13 protein-coding genes and 4 pseudogenes are annotated in these 16,695 nt (G+C 39.5%); 5 read left to right on the plus strand and 12 right to left on the minus strand.

Annotation, left to right across the window (positions count from 1 at the left end; translation table 11 throughout):
- Positions 1-287: 287 nt before the first annotated feature.
- The 4 genes and pseudogenes from NE473_RS18925 to NE473_RS18945 all read right to left on the minus strand — a co-directional run bounded on the left by NE473_RS18925 (position 288) and on the right by NE473_RS18945 (position 5,218).
- Positions 288-1,571 (minus strand): tyrosine-type recombinase/integrase, encoded by a 1,284-nt coding sequence (locus NE473_RS18925; RefSeq protein ID WP_002591469.1) that lies wholly within the window; start codon positions 1,569-1,571, stop codon positions 288-290.
- Positions 1,568-2,761 carry a site-specific integrase gene (locus NE473_RS18930; RefSeq protein ID WP_002591468.1) on the minus strand — a complete coding sequence of 398 codons (1,194 nt, stop codon included), beginning with the start codon at positions 2,759-2,761 and terminating at the stop codon, positions 1,568-1,570. Before NE473_RS18930 ends, NE473_RS18925 begins: the two co-directional genes overlap by 4 nt.
- 1,004 nt (positions 2,762-3,765) lie before the next feature.
- Positions 3,766-3,876, minus strand: a pseudogene (locus NE473_RS18940) (site-specific integrase); the annotation flags it as partial.
- Positions 3,877-4,276: 400 nt separating this feature from the next.
- Complete coding sequence (locus NE473_RS18945) at positions 4,277-5,218, minus strand: helix-turn-helix transcriptional regulator (RefSeq protein ID WP_002591467.1); 942 nt, start codon at positions 5,216-5,218, stop codon at positions 4,277-4,279.
- Between the two features lie 94 nt (positions 5,219-5,312).
- On the opposite strand from NE473_RS18945, the gene NE473_RS18950 reads away from it, so the two are divergent.
- Together NE473_RS18950 and NE473_RS33150 are read left to right on the plus strand one after the other, a co-directional pair.
- Positions 5,313-5,732, plus strand: coding sequence for a pyridoxamine 5'-phosphate oxidase family protein (locus tag NE473_RS18950; protein ID WP_002591466.1), 420 nt, complete (start codon positions 5,313-5,315; stop codon positions 5,730-5,732).
- Between the two features lie 50 nt (positions 5,733-5,782).
- Positions 5,783-5,890 (plus strand): annotated as a pseudogene (locus NE473_RS33150) (site-specific integrase); the annotation flags it as partial.
- A 252-nt stretch (positions 5,891-6,142) separates the two neighbouring features.
- Here the strand turns inward: NE473_RS33150 and NE473_RS18955 are convergent.
- From NE473_RS18955 to NE473_RS18965, 3 genes and pseudogenes are all read right to left on the minus strand, one after another.
- Complete coding sequence (locus NE473_RS18955) at positions 6,143-7,018, minus strand: transposase (protein ID WP_002591465.1); 876 nt, start codon at positions 7,016-7,018, stop codon at positions 6,143-6,145.
- 54 nt (positions 7,019-7,072) lie between these two features.
- Positions 7,073-7,546 carry a transposase gene (locus NE473_RS18960; protein WP_002591464.1) on the minus strand — a complete coding sequence of 158 codons (474 nt, stop codon included), beginning with the start codon at positions 7,544-7,546 and terminating at the stop codon, positions 7,073-7,075.
- A gap of 102 nt (positions 7,547-7,648) precedes the next feature.
- Positions 7,649-8,344 (minus strand): annotated as a pseudogene (locus NE473_RS18965) (group II intron maturase-specific domain-containing protein); the annotation flags it as partial.
- A gap of 137 nt (positions 8,345-8,481) precedes the next feature.
- Here NE473_RS18965 and NE473_RS18970 point away from each other — a divergent pair.
- From NE473_RS18970 to NE473_RS18980, 3 genes are read left to right on the plus strand one after another with little or no spacing between them, the layout of a single operon-like run.
- On the plus strand, positions 8,482-9,717 hold the full coding sequence (locus tag NE473_RS18970) for a site-specific integrase (protein ID WP_002591462.1): 1,236 nt from the start codon (positions 8,482-8,484) through the stop codon (positions 9,715-9,717).
- Positions 9,710-10,690: a tyrosine-type recombinase/integrase gene (locus NE473_RS18975; protein ID WP_002573172.1), complete on the plus strand. Its 981-nt coding sequence runs from the start codon at positions 9,710-9,712 to the stop codon at positions 10,688-10,690. Before NE473_RS18970 ends, NE473_RS18975 begins: the two co-directional genes overlap by 8 nt.
- On the plus strand, positions 10,677-11,687 hold the full coding sequence (locus tag NE473_RS18980) for a site-specific integrase (protein WP_002573171.1): 1,011 nt from the start codon (positions 10,677-10,679) through the stop codon (positions 11,685-11,687). Before NE473_RS18975 ends, NE473_RS18980 begins: the two co-directional genes overlap by 14 nt.
- A 125-nt stretch (positions 11,688-11,812) precedes the next feature.
- Here the strand turns inward: NE473_RS18980 and NE473_RS18985 are convergent.
- The 5 genes and pseudogenes from NE473_RS18985 to NE473_RS19005 all read right to left on the minus strand — a co-directional run.
- A pseudogene (locus tag NE473_RS18985) lies at positions 11,813-12,400 on the minus strand (reverse transcriptase domain-containing protein); the annotation flags it as partial.
- Positions 12,401-13,164: 764 nt separating this feature from the next.
- Positions 13,165-15,189 carry a hypothetical protein gene (locus NE473_RS18990; RefSeq protein ID WP_002591460.1) on the minus strand — a complete coding sequence of 675 codons (2,025 nt, stop codon included), beginning with the start codon at positions 15,187-15,189 and terminating at the stop codon, positions 13,165-13,167.
- A gap of 131 nt (positions 15,190-15,320) precedes the next feature.
- On the minus strand, positions 15,321-16,088 hold the full coding sequence (locus NE473_RS18995; RefSeq protein WP_002591459.1) for a DUF5688 family protein: 768 nt from the start codon (positions 16,086-16,088) through the stop codon (positions 15,321-15,323).
- Complete coding sequence (locus NE473_RS19000; protein WP_002591458.1) at positions 16,085-16,237, minus strand: hypothetical protein; 153 nt, start codon at positions 16,235-16,237, stop codon at positions 16,085-16,087. Before NE473_RS19000 ends, NE473_RS18995 begins: the two co-directional genes overlap by 4 nt.
- 82 nt (positions 16,238-16,319) lie before the next feature.
- The gene (locus NE473_RS19005; RefSeq protein WP_002591457.1) at positions 16,320-16,646 is read right to left on the minus strand and encodes a hypothetical protein; all 327 of its coding nucleotides are present in this window, start codon (positions 16,644-16,646) and stop codon (positions 16,320-16,322) included.
- Positions 16,647-16,695 lie beyond the last annotated feature (49 nt).

Below are 16,695 nucleotides of genomic sequence, written 5' to 3' on the forward strand. Positions count from 1 at the left end.
AAAAAGTTCGCCTATTAGGCAGAAATTCGTAAAAGAAGACCGTTTTGAGTTGCCTAATAGACGAACTTTTGCCATTTTACGAATGAAGGTCACCAAAATGCTATTTTCTTAACTCCGCAACACTATACAAACTCAATGAAATTAGTAATACCAAATGTCACCAAAATTATAACATAGCGGAAGGAAAAAGTATAGGCGCAAGTATGAACATTTGTTCTTTCCCTGCGCCTTGTTTCATTTTGAGAACCAAATTGATATTTGATTGAAACTACTACTGCCCTTAATTTTTAAAAATAATCTTCTGCCAGAACTTCGATTTCCAACAGTTCTTCCTCAAGCTGCTTGTCTACCTCCTTTATCGGAAGCACCTCATCTATGAACGGCTGAATTTCATCTACACAGTCAGCAATAATTTCCCGGTTATCACCATATACATCTAAGGTGATTAGCTCCGTTGCATGTCCCATTAATTTGGATACCGCTTTGGGATTAAAATTATTTTTCAAAAGCAGTGTGCAGAAGGTACTGCGTAAATGATGCCACTTTATATCCGGCAGGTTGTTATCCGCTAACAGTTTTTTATAATATTTCCAATGGAAATCCTTGCTTCGCGGTTTCCCGTAGTTAGAGCAGCAAACATATCCTGAATCCTGAAACTGGCTTCTCCTGCGACTCTTATTTCTCTCATACACCTCCCTCTGTTGCAGAATCGCCTCAAACACATAATCTGGTATCGGAATATCACGATAGCTCGATGGGGTCTTCAATCCAAGTTCCTGTTTCGTAAAGGTTTTAGGTGGAAAGTCTTCTTTTTTTGTGTTGATTTTCTTCCCCAACTGCCGGCGAAGCTTTAGTGTTCGGTTAATATAGTCAATATCCGAATATTTCACACCGTTGATTTCCCTTCTGCGAAGTCCCATTAATACATTAAACAGGATCTGCATATGTATCGGCGTGTCCCTGCTGGCCTCCAATAGAATCAGAATCTGATCCATTGTCAGGGTTTTCTGTGTGTCAATACTGCGGGCATGGTATTCCTTCTTCTTTACCGTTTTAGGAAGATTGATACCAACTGCCGGATTCTCCGCAATGATTTTTTTCGCTACAGCATAGTTCATAGAGACATTCATCACCGTTTTAACCAGCCTTGAGACCGATACAGAATATTCTGCCCGGTCGTTATACAGCTTTTGAACATCTCCACGGTTAACGGCCGACATCTTTTTCTTTCCAAGGATTGGAATAATGTGGTTATACACAATATTGGAATAAGCAGCATAAGTTTCTTCGCTTCTTACCCTCTTGCATATATCCTCCTTTAGCCAAAACTCTAAAAAGTCACTTACTTTAACATTCTCATATACAATATAAGTTCCAGCATGTAATTTGCCTATTGTGTTATCCCTGGCAGCATTAGACTCTTTTTCTGTCCTAAACCCCGACTTTTGCTGAGTTCTTTCAGTACCATCTATGTATTTTAACACAACACGGTATCCGAATTTTCCCTTTATAGGAATCACTGGCTTTACTTCCCAATCCACATACTGCTGAAGGCTCAAATCAATTATCATACTGCTCTCCTTTCCACAGGAACGAATGCTTGATTCATAAATGCCAATATATTCTCGTTTTCATCCATTACATCACAATAATATTCAAACGTTGTGTGGACAGAGCCGTGCCCAAGTAATGCAGATATCTTAATCAGTGGAACCCCCATCTCAATCAGAATTGTTGCATACATATGCCTTAATCCATGTACCGTGATATGCGGAAGGCCATTCTTGCTACAAATTCCAGTTAAAGCGCTATTTAAAGCTGACAAACTATGTAGTTTTCCATTTTTCTGACAGCTGATATAATCCTTGTCATCATATTGACCGGCATACACTACCTTATTGGACTCCACAAGTCGTCTCCGTTTTTCCAGTTCTTCTATGATTATGGCTGGAACCCGCAAAACCCGGAAACTGTTTGGTGTTTTTGGATCTCGTTCAATCAGCCCATAATTGTCTATTTTACTTCCACTCCCTTTTTTGATAAGTGGATCTGAAGCAATCTGCCTTCTGATAGTTATGGTCCTTTTCTCCATATCCAAATCACTGAATTTAAGTCCAAGAATCTCGCCTTTTCGTAAGCCACAGAATAGCCCTAACAATATTTCCAAATACCAGTTATTTTCGGAAGATGCTTTCAGCAGGACCTTGATTTTTTCTTTACTCAGAATTGTTATCTTTGGCTTTTGTCTCTTATACGGCTTTGTGCCAGTAACCGGATTGGTTTTAATATACCCACCGATTACTGCCTCTTTCATTGCCATATTTAGAATCTCTCGCCCTTTATTTCCTGCAGAGGCACTGACCTTTGCTACCCGCTCCAACAATGCATCAAGATACTCTGCATTGGTAAACCGGACCTTGATGTCGTACTCAATATTCGGCAGGATTAAGTCATAAACCGCATACGCTCCTACCATTCTGGTTGTTGTTTCAATTCTTTGAGAGAATATCTCCTCAAACCAATAAATCAAATAATCCTTAAGCGTGACTTCTGCATTGATTTGATGTGCCAGATGATAGACCCGATACGCCTTTTTAAACTCATCTTCGTGTCGCCTATAACTCTTATTAGCCTCTTCACTAGTAGCAAACCCGCCCTTTTTGCTGTACTTTATCGAACCATCGTCCTGAAGTATCTTGGTACGGTGATACCATGAATTATTTTCAAAAAAAGCTGCACTATTCTGTGGTTTTCTTTTCAACTGTCTCACCCGCCTTAACTAATTCCGTCTAGCCAGTCATCAAAAGATTGTTTAGGAACCCTGAAAAGCTTTCCAACTTTAAGGACCCGGAACGGCTTTTGATTCCGATACGCCTCGTCCAAAAAGGTATATGTTTTGCTCCTCCCAATCCCTAAAATCTCCTGGATTTCCTCTGCGTTGTATACTTTTTTATCTTTCTGTAAAACTTCTATCGCTGTCACCCCCTTTACAAAGGCAACTAGCCATGAGCATGATTGATGCCACCTAACGTGGTTCAATCTTAGACTAATCGCTAATACTATATTGATTTCACAAAACCACTCAGTTTTTAAAACAGTCTGTTTCTCTACAATCATTGTAAAAAATTGGCTTTTGTTTACTCAAGAGCATTTCACAATTTTTTTACTTCTTATAACATTTCATTAAGGTGGTTGTGCTTTCTCCAAAGCAAATTTTCATGCCGTATTTACTCGTCCCCCGGCATCTGGAGTTGTCCTATCTGTTTGCAAAACAGCTTAAACCACGCCAGAAGTTTCCATACTAACGCAGCCTCCCCTCATTAGGTGAGCGGCAGTCCCCACAAGTTTCCAACTGATATCATCCTCGCACAGCTTATGCGGCCGTCACAAGCCATCAAACCCCTGCCGGGCTTATTTTGATTTGATATATTTCGCAGCATTTCTGCTATGGCGTATCTCTCGTATGCTCGATTTCAGTTTTTGTTATAGGACAACTGAACCTATGCTATTTTCAATGTACAAAAAATAAACCTTATATAATATAAATAGGATTAGAATGGGATTATTTAGAAATCTTATAGAAATAAATTGATTATTTTAAATTATATATGTCTCTTTCCTTATCTTTTATATCTTCTTAAATGTCCGAATAGCTCCATTTTATCAGCTATTCGGGCATTTTTCTTTTGTGGTAAACCTCGCATATCAAGGTCTAACTTCTTATATTTTTCCTATCAAACGTGGTTAAAATCGTGGTAAATACTTCTATGCGATTAGACGCTGAACCTCTGATTTTGCCGTATCTATGGACGCATGAGCATACCAGTTCATAGTGATACTGATATTTTAATGCCCCATGATATACTGTGGGTTCTTCCTCACATAATCATTTTGTCCACATGAACCCGTATGTTCAATTCGGCAAAGGCAAGGTTATTGTAAATATGAATTTTGATGATGAAGATGAATAGCCTTTATCCTCTCACAGAAGATACAGCAAACAAAAAGTCCGATCAAGAGTGCAAGCACCACCTATGGTGGCAAGGCTCTTGACAGGACTTTTTCTTTACTGTTTTGAGATAATCAAGAGGAATAAAGGGGGATTTTATTGCCATGAGAATAATGTGAAAGTCAAAGTTGCCGTGAAATTCATTGATAATCAGACAAAGACAACGTAGATATCACAGTTTGAACTTGTACTACATAAGGATAGCAACTGGAAGATTGTAAAATACATTCATAAGCATACAAACACATAAAATTATATGCCTTATTTTTATAGATTATCGTAATATTGGTACAATTCTTTTGCTCGTTTCGATACAAGTTTTTTTAAATGCTCTGGATAGATAGACTTAATCAATTTTCCATATGAAAGTAAATAATCAGCAATAAATCTTTCTTCCCCTACGTTGTAAAATCCTTTTATTTTATATTGTCCATCATATTTGACTAATTCCATTGAGGGATAATTTTCTTTATAAAATAAATCCACTCCTTTATCTAATATTTGAACTTCAAAATCTGTAGCATTTTCAGACTTAAATATGTTTGTCGAACGATTTAGAAGTTCTTGCCTTGGCTTCGGTATATAGCACTCACTTTCTGAAATATCAATAATTTTATCACAACGGAAAACTTGAACTCTTTGCCTGTCATGATTAAAACCTGTAACATACCATTGTCCAAAAGATGAAGATATATTAAAAAACTGCACTTGTACTTCTGATACGAATTCGCCTTTTTTATAAGAGATACAGCACACCGTATCTTTTACTGCCATTTCTAAAATATCTTTTAGTAAAGGGCTGCTATTATAATGCTTAGTCCCCTCAAGGCTTAATGTATGTTCCATCTTATTAATAGTATTAATAAGTTCATCAGACAAGCAAGTTTCAAACTTTATCTTTAACTTTTCAATACTTAAATGAAAAGGAGTCGATTCATAAGCGTTTAAAGTTAGCATAGCAAAATACAAAGCATACATTTCATCAACAGTAAAAATAATTGGTGAAAGAAGTCTGTTTTTCAAAATCCCATAACGTCCATTTCTTCCAGTTTCCGAAAATATGGGCATACCGATTTCTTCTAAAGATTGTATATCTCGAATTGCTGTACTTTTAGATATTCCGTACTCTTGCATAATATCTTTCAAGTTAAAAAAACTTTTATCATTTAAAAAAATCATCATGTCATTCAATCGTGTTGATTTACGCATTTGTTTAAACCTCCTTATTTCGTTAAATGGAGTCATGTTCTGATACCTTTTTATATTATACTAATCATGTATCAATAATAAAAGGAGGATTTCTATGGATACACTAAAAGAATTTCAAAAAATGATGGCAGAACAGACTGACCTTGCGTTGGCAACTATCGGAACAGACGGCATTCCAAATGTTAGAGTTGTCAATTATTATTTCAATCCCGAAAATAATATTGTATACTTTGCAACATTTAAAAATAACGTCAAAGTAAAAGAAATGAAACAAAATCAGAATGTTGCCTTTACAACAATTCCAAAAAAAGAAAACGAGCATATAAAAGCGAGAGGAACTGCTATCAAGAGTAAAAAAACTATTTTTGATTTGGCAGATTGTTTTTGCGAGAAGATACCTGATTATCGAGAAACAATAGAATATGGTTGGAAATCACTGATAGTATATGAAATACACTTTGAAACAGCGACCGTTACTTTAGATTTATCGAATAGTAAAACTCTCAAGTTGTAAATAATTATAACTAAATTTATTAATTATAGTACAAGTGCCATGAGGAAGCATTACAGTATATCATGGGACATTCCAACATCAACATGACGTTGAACTATTATGCTCATGCCACTTCTGACAGTGCATTAGCGAAAATGGAACGGTTGATTGCGCAGTAGTAAATAGAGGTTTTACTACTCTTTCTACTACCTTTGAACACTGAAACATGAGGGGATATGAGAAGATTTAAGAATATCTTCCGATACGAATCGAGTAGGAGGTAGGTGATTATTTCACCTACCGACCTCTCACACCACCGTGCGTCAGACTGTCTAACGATAAGGTTTTCAGTCTAGATGTACGATGCTTTTCCTTTTGTTTTAACGTATTCCGCATTTAAAGCACTATAATTAAGTTCATTTTTACTATTCTTATCCCAGCATTTCCAGAAGTTTTCTGGTTGAAAACATAGTAAGTAATCGCTTAAAATTATAAGCGATAAACATTGATGCTGTTTCTGCATCTACATTCTCCATTTCTCGTCTCAGAAAGTAGCTATACCCTAGTGAACGCTTTACAGTTCCAAAAGGATGTTCTACAATACATCTCCGTTGTTTATAAATATCATTATTATTCCAAGTGTCTGCATAAACTGATTCTAATATATCTTCATGTTCCCAACGTTGCAAAGTACGTCTACTTACTGAACTTGTACACGAGTTTTTATAGTTACATGATCCACAGCCTTTACACTTATATTTTCGATATTTTAATCCGTTTTTCGATGTATTTTCAAAAAAGTGCATTTCTTTCCCTGATGGGCAAATATAAATATCTGTTTCTGCTTTATATACAAACTTTTCTTTGCGAAATTCATTGTCTTTTGTTTTATTATTAGCCTTAGCCTTTTTAATATAAACAGTCATGCCATCATCAATGCAATTTTTGATTGCTGATCCGTTGTAATAACCGGTATCTGCTATAACCGTAGGATTATCTATCTCCAGCAATTCAGATGCATTTTTTGCCATGCTGTATAATTGATTTTGATCATTTATATCATTTGTTGTAACTACATCGATCACAAAATGATTTTTAGAATCTACAGCTGATTGTACATTATAGCAAATATCCAGAGAACCATTGTTTTTCATCCGTCGAGAATCTTTGTCAGTTAAGCTCTTCTGTTCCAGACCTTCACATTTTAACTCATTTTTCTGTGCATAGTATTGCTCTTTTAATTCTTGATACGTTTGAAGTTTTTCTTTAAAAGCCTCATTATCAGTATCATCTTTTTCTATAGCCATCAGATATGCATTAATCTGAGCATCTGCATATTCAATTTTTTTATCTAATCCACTTCAAGTAATACAATTATGTTTGCTGTTCTGAGCCCGGATCTTAGTTCCGTCGATTGCGATTAATTGGCCGTCAATTAATCCCCAGCCTTTAAGTATAAGAGTTAGGTTCCTTAATACGCTATGAAAGGCATCTTTATTTTCCTTAACAAACCTCGCAATGGTTCCATGATCTGGTGTTATCGTATTCACAAGCCACATGAGTTCTAAATTTCTTTTTGTTTCTATTTCCAAGGATCTACTTGATCTGATTTTATTGAGATATCCATAGATGTGAAGCTTTAATAGATCTGACCTGCGGTATGGAGCTTGACCTTTGTTTGTTCCACTATACTCAATAAATCCCAATTCACTTAATTCAAGGGAACCAACGTAAGCATCTATAACACGTACTGAATTATCCTCGGAAATCATTTCATCAAGAGAAGTTGTAACCATTTGAGATTGATATCGGTCTATTCCTACAATATATGCCATAACTCGGAACCCCCTATACTGGAATTTGTACCTTCATTATATCATTTTTCGTAATCGTTAGACAGTCTGGCGTACCGTCCGGTACACGGCGGTTCAATCAACTTAACATGTTATTCGTTTCACGTAATAGTCTTTCATGGATATCAATCCGAATTCTTCGAGGCGGGCATTGCTAATTGTTTGGTGCACATCCCAGCTTCTACATACTTTCGCATATCCGCTTATGTATGCTGTTTTCCAGGCTGACCATGCTGGTATTCCCAGCTTTATAAGGTTCTTTGCTCTGTTCTTTGGCGTTTTCCAATGTTTCCAGATACACATCCGCAGTCTATATCGTATGTTGTTATCTAATTCTGCACATAAACTCTTCATACTTCCGATTTTGAAATAATTAATCCAGCCTCGTATCAGCTGATTCAGTTTCTGCACTTTCACACTGTTACTAACTCCCCAACTACGGCAGGTGAGTTGTCTCATTCTTGCCTTAAACTTCGCTACTGCTTTGGCGTGTGGTCTAGCCTTATACTGTTTCGCAAACGTATCATAATAAAATCCGTAGCCCAGATATTTCAAGTGCTTTGGTTTTCCTACTCTGCTCTTTGTGGCATTTACTTTCAGTCCAAGTTTCTCTTCGATGAATCCAGATATACTTTTCATTACTCTGTTCGCTGCCTGCTCACTTCCGACCATTATTATACAGTCGTCTGCGTACCTCACAAAGTCCAGCCCTCTTTCTTCCATTTCCTTGTCCAGTTCGTTCAACATGATATTCGATAATAATGGTGAGATATTTCCTCCCTATGCAAAGCAAGTAACTATGCAGAGTAAATCCATGAAATCCCTGTTTCAAGCCATTTTTTCTTGCGCTGCTTTGCATAGTCTCCGAAGATATTTATGAGAGCTATTCTCGAAAATATCATATCGGAGGTGTCTTTATGGACAAAACATACTTACCAGACCTAATCTCAGGACTGGAACAAGAACTGCTCCGGCTTGGCTATACCAAAGGGAGCATGACATTTTACCGCCGGCGTTGGAACCAGCTGATGGCCTATGCGGAAGACAGGGGTGAATGCTATTACACGGAACAGCTTGGCATGGATTTCCTGAAAGAGTTCTTCGGAATCACACAGGAGGATTTTTCAAGGACTCTGCCACAGGCAGAAACACAGGAGATCCGTGTGGTCCGTATGGTTGGGGATTTCCAGCTCCACCATGCGGTGCTTCGGCGTTATCTCAAGCATAAGGAAATACTGACAACCCCGTTTTTTGTGGATATCCGCAGCCGGTTCCGGAGTTCCTGTGAGAAAAAAGGCTATTCCCAGGTGACTACGGAGCATTATGTGAAGCAGTCCTCTTATCTGATGGATTATCTGGCCGCACAAGGAATGGATGATTTCAATGCAGTTACCCTGGATACGGTTCATGCTTATATCAGGACACTGGTAGGTTTTTCCTACAAAACGGTGGAGCAGCATATCTGTTCCCTGCGTGCCTTTTTCCGTTTCCTGTACCAGGAAGGTATCGTGCAGGATGACTTTGCAGCAAAAATGCCCATGGTAAAAGCCAGGAAGCAGACTGCCATCCCCTCGGTCTGGACCCATGAAGAACTGAAGCAGCTGGTCGGGGCCATTGATCGGGGGAGTCCGAAAGGCAGACGTGACTATGCCATCATCCTGATCGCGTGCCGCTTGGGTCTGCGCTGCACGGACATTAAAAACCTGTGCTTTGAAAACTTTAACTGGACGGAGAAAAAACTCTGTTTTACCCAGTCGAAAACAGGGCAGCCCATGGAACTGCCGCTTGTCCCGGATGTGGGCTGGGCAGTGATCGATTACCTGAAATATGGGAGGCCGAAGGTTGACAGCAGCCGTATCTTTGTCCGCCATATGGCCCCGTTCCTTCCTTTTTCCGATGGGGACCATCTTGACCAGCTGATAAGGACATATATGGTAAAAGCCCACATCCCGATGGGCGGCAAGCACCGGGGGATGCACAGCCTCCGCCATACTATGGCAAGCGTCCTTCTGGAGAAGGATACCCCTCTCCCGGTCATCTCCGATATCATCGGACATCTGGACACGAATTCCACCGCCGTGTACCTCAAGGTGGACATGGAACGGCTGGCGGAATGCCCCCTGGACTTTGAGGAGGTGATCCATCTTGGCTGAACCCACCTTTACAGGCCCTTTCCGGAAAGAAATGGAAGACTTTATCTCCCTCAAACGGTCTGTCGGATACAAATACAACACAGAGCCTGGCATACTAAAGCGTTTTGACAGCTACCTTGCGGCAAAATATCCAGATGCGGCTACCCTTTCCAGGGAGGCTGTGACCGGCTGGTGCTCCAGAACAATGCACGAATCGACCGCAAACCATTGTTTACGGGCCTCGGTAGTACGCCAGTTTTCAAAGTACCTGGACAGCATTGGGACCAACGCATGGATACTTCCAAGGAATTATTATCCTGTCGGCCAGCAGTATGTGCCGCATATTTATACCCCGGATGAACTCAGGCGTTTCTTTGCAGAAACAGATAAGTGCCGTCTGTGCCCGGAAGTCCCTTACAGGCATCTGGTGATACCGGAATTCTTCAGGTTGCTCCTTTCCTGCGGGCTGCGATGTTCGGAAGCCCGGCTGCTCACGGTACGGGACGTTGACCTGCATCAGGGGATACTGACGGTCCGTGATTCAAAGAACCATAACAGCCGCCTGGTTCCAATGCCGGAATCCATGACCTTGAGACTACGCAGGTATGCCGGACAGGTTCATCCTTTTCCAGAGCCTTCAGGATATTTTTTCCCAGGTTACGGTGAAAAGCCGATGACACTGGGGAATATCTATAAAAACTTCAGGCGCTTTCTCTGGAAGGCCGGCATCTCCCATACCGGGGACAGCCCCAGAGTCCACGATTTCAGGCACGCCTACTGCATTTACCGTCTGAAACAGTGGGCACAGCAGGACCGGGATCTCATGGTACTGATCCCCATGATGCGCACCTACCTGGGACACCAGACCTTTCATGAAACAGCCTATTACCTCAGATGGACGGCAGATGTTTTTCCTGATATTCGGATGAAGCTGGAAAAGTGTTATAAGGACATCATCCCGGAAAGGGAGGAAACCGCCTATGAAGCCGACTGATTTCTCCATGCACCTGACAGCTTTCTTGTCTGACTATCTCCCTGTCCAGAAGAATGTCAGCAGAAACACGATAAAATCCTACAGGGATACTTTTAAGCTCCTCCTTCTTTTCTGCGAAAAAGAGGAATCTCTCCCGGTGGAAAAGATCACCATGAAGAAGCTTTCTTCCGACCTGGTCGTACGGTTTCTGAACTGGCTGGAGGCAGAACGGAAAAGTTCGGTTTCTACGAGGAACCTGCGCCTGACAGCGATCCATTCCTTTTTCCGGTATGCCCAGTCCGAATCACCGGAATCCCTGTACCACTACCAGAAAGTGCTTGCCATCCCGGTAAAGAAAAAGAGGCAGGCCGTAGTGGAGCACCTGTCCCCGGAAGGGATCAGGCTTCTGCTGGAGCAGCCGGATCAATATACAGTCCATGGACGGCGGGATCTTGCCTTGATGAGCCTGATGTATGACAGCGGCGCCAGAGTCCAGGAGATCGTAGACCTTTCTGTCAGGGATTTCATCCCAGGAAACAGTCCTGTGCTGGTTCTTACCGGAAAGGGCAGCAAAACACGGCGGGTTCCCATCATGAAGAATACAGCTGCGCTTGTGGAAGCATATATCTTCGAAAACAGGCTGGATCTGGCACATAAGGCCAGTTACCCGCTTTTTATGAATAAGCAGCACAACAGACTGACGAAGGAAGGGGTTGCTTATGTCATTAACAAATATGCTGTCATGGCGCACGGAATATCTGACAAAGTACCAGAAAAAGTAAAATGCCATATGCTGCGGCATTCCAAGGCGGTTCATCTGCTGCAGGCAGGTGTAAACCTGATCTATATCCGTGACTTTCTGGGCCACAGTGATATCAAGACCACAGAAATCTACGCAAGAGCCGATACGGAACTAAAGCGAAAAGCCCTGGAGAACGCTTACCCGGAACTGGTAGATTCCAATCTGCCGGACTGGAGCGGAAACAGTGACCTGATGGCGTGGCTGTCCGAGTTGTAATTGCTATAAGCAGAATACTATGCAAAGTAAAATCTGAGAGAATCTTTTATTTATAAGGAAAAACAGTACATTCTTTGCATAGTCTTCTGCTTTGCATAGGGAGGACTATGCTAAGCTTTGCATAGTCCTCCTTGAGGTGTTCCTATTATGGATTCCTCATATTCCTCTTCTATCATGATTCCGCTGACTAAGAACTTTCGCAAGATAGAGATTACATCTCCATCTTTAATTGTTCTTCCTACTATTGTCATCAACTTATCATGATTCACTGTATCAAAGAACTTTTCAAGGTCTATGTCCACTATCCAGTTGTGTCCGTCATTCATCATTTCTAATGCTTTCACCACTGCCTGCTGGGCACTTCGATTCGGGCGAAATCCGTAACTGTGTTCATGAAATTCTTCCTCAAAGATTGGGCTTAGTACCTGTGCAACTGCCTGTTGCACAAATCTATCCACTACTGTCGGAACTCCTAGTTTTCTGATTCCTCCGTCTGGCTTAGGTATCTCCACTCGCCTTACTGGTTGCGCCTTATATTTCCTTGTCCGCATCTGTTCCTTTATTATTTCGCCGTTCTCCAAAAGGTATTCTGCCAGCTCCGTGTACTCCATTCCGTCCACTCCCGCGGCACCTTTATTTCTTACGACTTGCAGATACGCTGTGTTTAGATTGTCTTTACTTAATATCTGCTCCATGAGACTACTTGTTTCCATGCGTTGTTTCCTTTCTGTCCCGTTTGCTTCTGCCACCTTTGACGTTATCGACAGGTGTTGCATTAGCTACAAGTCGGAACCTACTTCAACTGATTGAATGTTCACCCCTTCACTCCATTCCCATTACAGGAACTTCTTTGCTACTATGGGTTCGGCTGACTTCTCACAGTTCGTTGTTACTACAGCTTCTATTGCCGCCTGTGAGACCTCCCCGCTTAAGGTGCGTGCTCTTTCCCTTCATATATCCGCCACATCTACTTTGTTCCTACAAATGTGATAGTTATTAGACTTTGCCCTCTTTTGCAGGCTTATCTCTCGGAACCCAGCCTTATATGTGATTTCTGTCCGTCGGACCAAAGGTTTGCCTACAGCTTCCTTCAGATTCCACCTCACGATGGACACCCTTGCTGTTAAGCTATGTGCTTCCCACTATCCGGGTGCACTCGGGACCTTCACCCGTTAGAGCCCGCCCATGGCGGGCAAACAAAACGCCGGGAAGCCTGTAAATACAGGCTATACCGGCATATAAGAACTTATAAAGAGATAGTCAAAAGTATAGTTTGATCTGGGAATAAAAATCACTACTAGGTACAGAGTTGCCAACCTTACCAACAACGCCATCCCGAAAAACGAGGCGGCGTTTTACAATAGGGGCACTTCTGATTAGTGTGGCCAGAAGCAATATGCTTCCTGCGCCCCTCATGGAAACAGATTCTGGTGCTTATATCCCCCAGCGCTATCATCTGCAAAACACAGGCTGGGCTTTATATCTGTCTATCAAATTTTACTATATCTTCATCTAAAATATAATTTACCGTGCCAAGATATTCTCTTTCTCCATATCTTGGTATTGTTATATTTTTTCTTTTTACAACCTCCCTATACCATTTCACCGCAGTCGGAGAAGCAATATATCTCTTGAAATCATCGATGGTTGGTTGGCTATCTTCCCATATTTTCTCTTTTTTATAAATCTTCGACCCACTCCATATCTTTACATACTGGCCATTGTCAGAAAAAAACCTGATTAGAACGCACTCATCAACAATTCTTATGCCATCAATTTCCAGCGATGTGAAGCTATCTATATTCGTACAGACCAATTGAATAATCCGTTCTTCCGGATAAGGTTCAGGAGGAAGAAATCCATTAGTTATATCTCTAATCAAGGCCCAATCCCTTAATAAAACTTGCTTCCTTAGTTTAAGCTGTTTTATGGCCTTCTTTATCTCTTGGCGGTCTTCATAGTAACGTTTGGGATCGTAAGGCGTCACCAGATGCTTTATTTCAACTATCACAACATGATTATCAAATAAAGCTATAACATCAAAATCTGTATTTCCTAAAGATGATTTAAATTCTATTTTATCTGCATAGACATTCCATAAGGAAGACTGTGACAATTTATTTCTTAAATAAGATTCATACTCATCTCCAATTGCCGCCCGCTTTATTTTATAATCCAGCATAATCTGCTCAAGCATTCGGGTGATATTAATTTGCCGAATCAAATTAGGGGCAAATAAAACCCTTTTACCACTTATTTGAACCAACGGTTTTGAGAATAAATCGCCCTCTTTCCCGCGTTGCGGATAATATATAAACCACTCCACCAGCTTAGCTGCTGTATTTAAACTCTTGCCATATAATCGTGAAAAACTTTTAATTAGCAAATCAATATCAACTACTGGACATAGATAATTAAACCGATCATGTTCAATCTCTTCCCAATTATGATTTAAGATATTTGAATAAATTTCGCTCATTGTCACCAAAAATTCATGCACTTCAAGGAAGTCATTCAATTCACCATATGGTAACGTTTGCCTTAAATAGGCTGGAAAAATATCCGTCTGCTTTATAATTTTCATTGTGCAGTTAGCAGATAAATTACAACGCAAGTAGACCTCCAATTCCAGTTCAAAAATGCTCTTCCACAAATCCAACTTTATTTTCTTGGCAAGGCGTATTATAAACTTATTCCCATTAATTATTCTATTTTGATTTGATATCAATAAATCAATACTATTTTGAAATCTTCTGGCCTCTCTGCGTATTCCTGCAACAAAATCAATCAAGCTCGCTTCATTGGAATTGGGCACAAAAACTGTAATATCATCATCTGTATCCGTTTTTCCAAGTTTAACCGAGTAATCCTTATATATATAAAGGGACCATAATCCGTTTATTAATTCACAAAAATTTGAATGATGAACGAACTTCATAATATCCGGACATTGCAAACATTGTTCATATGTTAGATTATCGCAAGGTTTTTCAAAATTACTGTCATAATAATATAAATAAGGAATTGAATAATCTATCAGCTCTATTAGATTTTCGCTATTCTGTGATGTTGAATATCTCATACCAGGATAGATTTCAGATTCTACATTTGCAACCAAATGCTTTATCCCTGTGATTGGCTTTTTACTATTTATGTTATTAAACTCAATACCAAGTTTATGCTGATCCTCAAAAAACGAAATTAATGCCCTCAGTTGATAATCCAATGGATAGTTCATAAATTCCGTCTTTTCTCTGGCAGCATTATTATTTTTCATGTTACTATAAATAGCCTCATAAGCCAACCCCAGTTCCATCATCATAAATCCAAAGTCTGTTTCATATTCTTCATCCATTGACATTATCATCTGTACTAAAGATTCTAAATCTGAATCTTTGTAATTATATGAAACTGGCGAGCCAAGAAGGTTGCGATACAATACAATCTTTTTAAATTTCTCCGGATTTCCTTGATATATGTTGTATAGTTCCTTAATGTCCATTTTAAACCACCTTTTAAATTACAATTTCAGCCATCTAATCATCTACCCCCATTATACAATATACCGAAATAAAAATACAGCAGTGTATATACTCTCATACATACACTGCTGTATCATACAGAAAACTTTACCTAACTATAAACTTCTTTCACTACTTCCATTTTATCAGAATCGCGTCTGTAAGTGAATATCATATCCGACAAAAATCCTTCTTCATCCGGACTATCAGAATTGACGCTAGCTATTAAACTGCGAATCTCCTCTGGCCGTATAATGCTGACAGGATGAATAACTGCATAATCATAGTTAAGGAATACAATATATAAATCTTCCCCTAAGATATCACTTAATTTTTTTGCTACTCCAGGAAGGAAAATCGAAACTGCTCCATTGAATATGACTTCATTTGTAACCCCAACCATATCATATCCAGCATCCTTTTGAAATATATCGGTATCCATAACAGAATATGCCTCAAGACCTGTCAACATAATTGGCGGGAATAAATTATATGTATTCGTAAATGCCTCTTTTATTACCTCTTCTTTTCCTTTATTCCATATCTCCAGGTACTCGGAACTCACAGCACTGCTTACATAGGCTCCATGAACAAAGCCAATATGAATATAGACAGTCAAAGCAATGTCACCAATTAAATCGTACATACCGTCTTTTAACTTTTCCATATGTTTTACATAATTAATCGGTCGAATAATCAGGTGACTTCGTATCTGCTCATAATCATCAGCGACTTCCAGCGGGCTGATTTTTCCAACTTCCCCAGCCTGTCTCAGTTTACTTTCCACTATTCTCAAAATATGTTTCAAATCCATTTTGTCAAATGCAAGTGCTTCATATAATTCCTGTGTATGGAAACTCAATTCGTAAGTTCCATTCATTTTTTTCCTTGCTTGCTCACCACCAGTAAATCCAAGGTTCTCCCATTGTTCTGTGGTGTTGTCCTAAATTCTATACTCGTTCCATTCCATCCTTTTGTTACTTCGCGTATTTTCTGGCAAAGCGCCGCAATAAATTCTTCATATTTCATATAAGCCTCCATATCATGCCACTATGGGCAACTATCTTTTTTCATATTTGTATAATAACTACGGAACAATGTCATTATGGTATCAAATCCTGCCTATGAGATTTTGCATCCATACATCATCAAAATTATAATTATATTTCTCTTTGAGCTCTTTAATAAGTTTAAGTTTTAGGGAAAACAAACTGTCACTTAAGCTTTGGCAGCTATGTGTTGTATGACGCAAAAGAAAACAACTCTGTTTTAACGCTAAAATCTGAGTCACTAATTCTTCTATCGCAGGATTTGAATCTACAAAATCTTCCACATCTTCAATCCCATCATGCAACTCAAAATATTCCCAAGATGTATACACCGGATAGGGAATCAATCTTCCATCTATCCTGATATTTCTGTTAATATAGTCTCTCATCCCATATCCTCTTCTTATAAGAAATGGTACGGAAGCCTCCAGATATCAT

The sequence above is a fragment of the Hungatella sp. SL.1.14 genome (assembly GCF_024460495.1).
Classification (GTDB): Bacteria; Bacillota; Clostridia; order Lachnospirales; family Lachnospiraceae; genus Hungatella; species Hungatella hathewayi.

Bases quoted from the DNA above. Each gene is read 5' to 3' on its own strand.
- NE473_RS18925 (WP_002591469.1), bottom strand. From the start codon at position 1,571: ATGATAATTGATTTGAGCCTTCAGCAGTATGTGGATTGGGAAGTAAAG.
- NE473_RS18945 (WP_002591467.1), bottom strand. From the start codon at position 5,218: ATGCGTAAATCAACACGATTGAATGACATGATGATTTTTTTAAATGAT.
- NE473_RS18950 (WP_002591466.1), top strand. From the start codon at position 5,313: ATGGATACACTAAAAGAATTTCAAAAAATGATGGCAGAACAGACTGAC.
- NE473_RS18955 (WP_002591465.1), bottom strand. From the start codon at position 7,018: ATGGCTATAGAAAAAGATGATACTGATAATGAGGCTTTTAAAGAAAAA.
- NE473_RS18960 (WP_002591464.1), bottom strand. From the start codon at position 7,546: ATGGCATATATTGTAGGAATAGACCGATATCAATCTCAAATGGTTACA.
- NE473_RS18970 (WP_002591462.1), top strand. From the start codon at position 8,482: ATGGACAAAACATACTTACCAGACCTAATCTCAGGACTGGAACAAGAA.
- NE473_RS18980 (WP_002573171.1), top strand. From the start codon at position 10,677: ATGAAGCCGACTGATTTCTCCATGCACCTGACAGCTTTCTTGTCTGAC.
- NE473_RS18990 (WP_002591460.1), bottom strand. From the start codon at position 15,189: ATGGACATTAAGGAACTATACAACATATATCAAGGAAATCCGGAGAAA.
- NE473_RS18995 (WP_002591459.1), bottom strand. From the start codon at position 16,088: ATGAATGGAACTTACGAATTGAGTTTCCATACACAGGAATTATATGAA.
- NE473_RS19000 (WP_002591458.1), bottom strand. From the start codon at position 16,237: ATGAAATATGAAGAATTTATTGCGGCGCTTTGCCAGAAAATACGCGAA.
- NE473_RS19005 (WP_002591457.1), bottom strand. From the start codon at position 16,646: ATGAGAGACTATATTAACAGAAATATCAGGATAGATGGAAGATTGATT.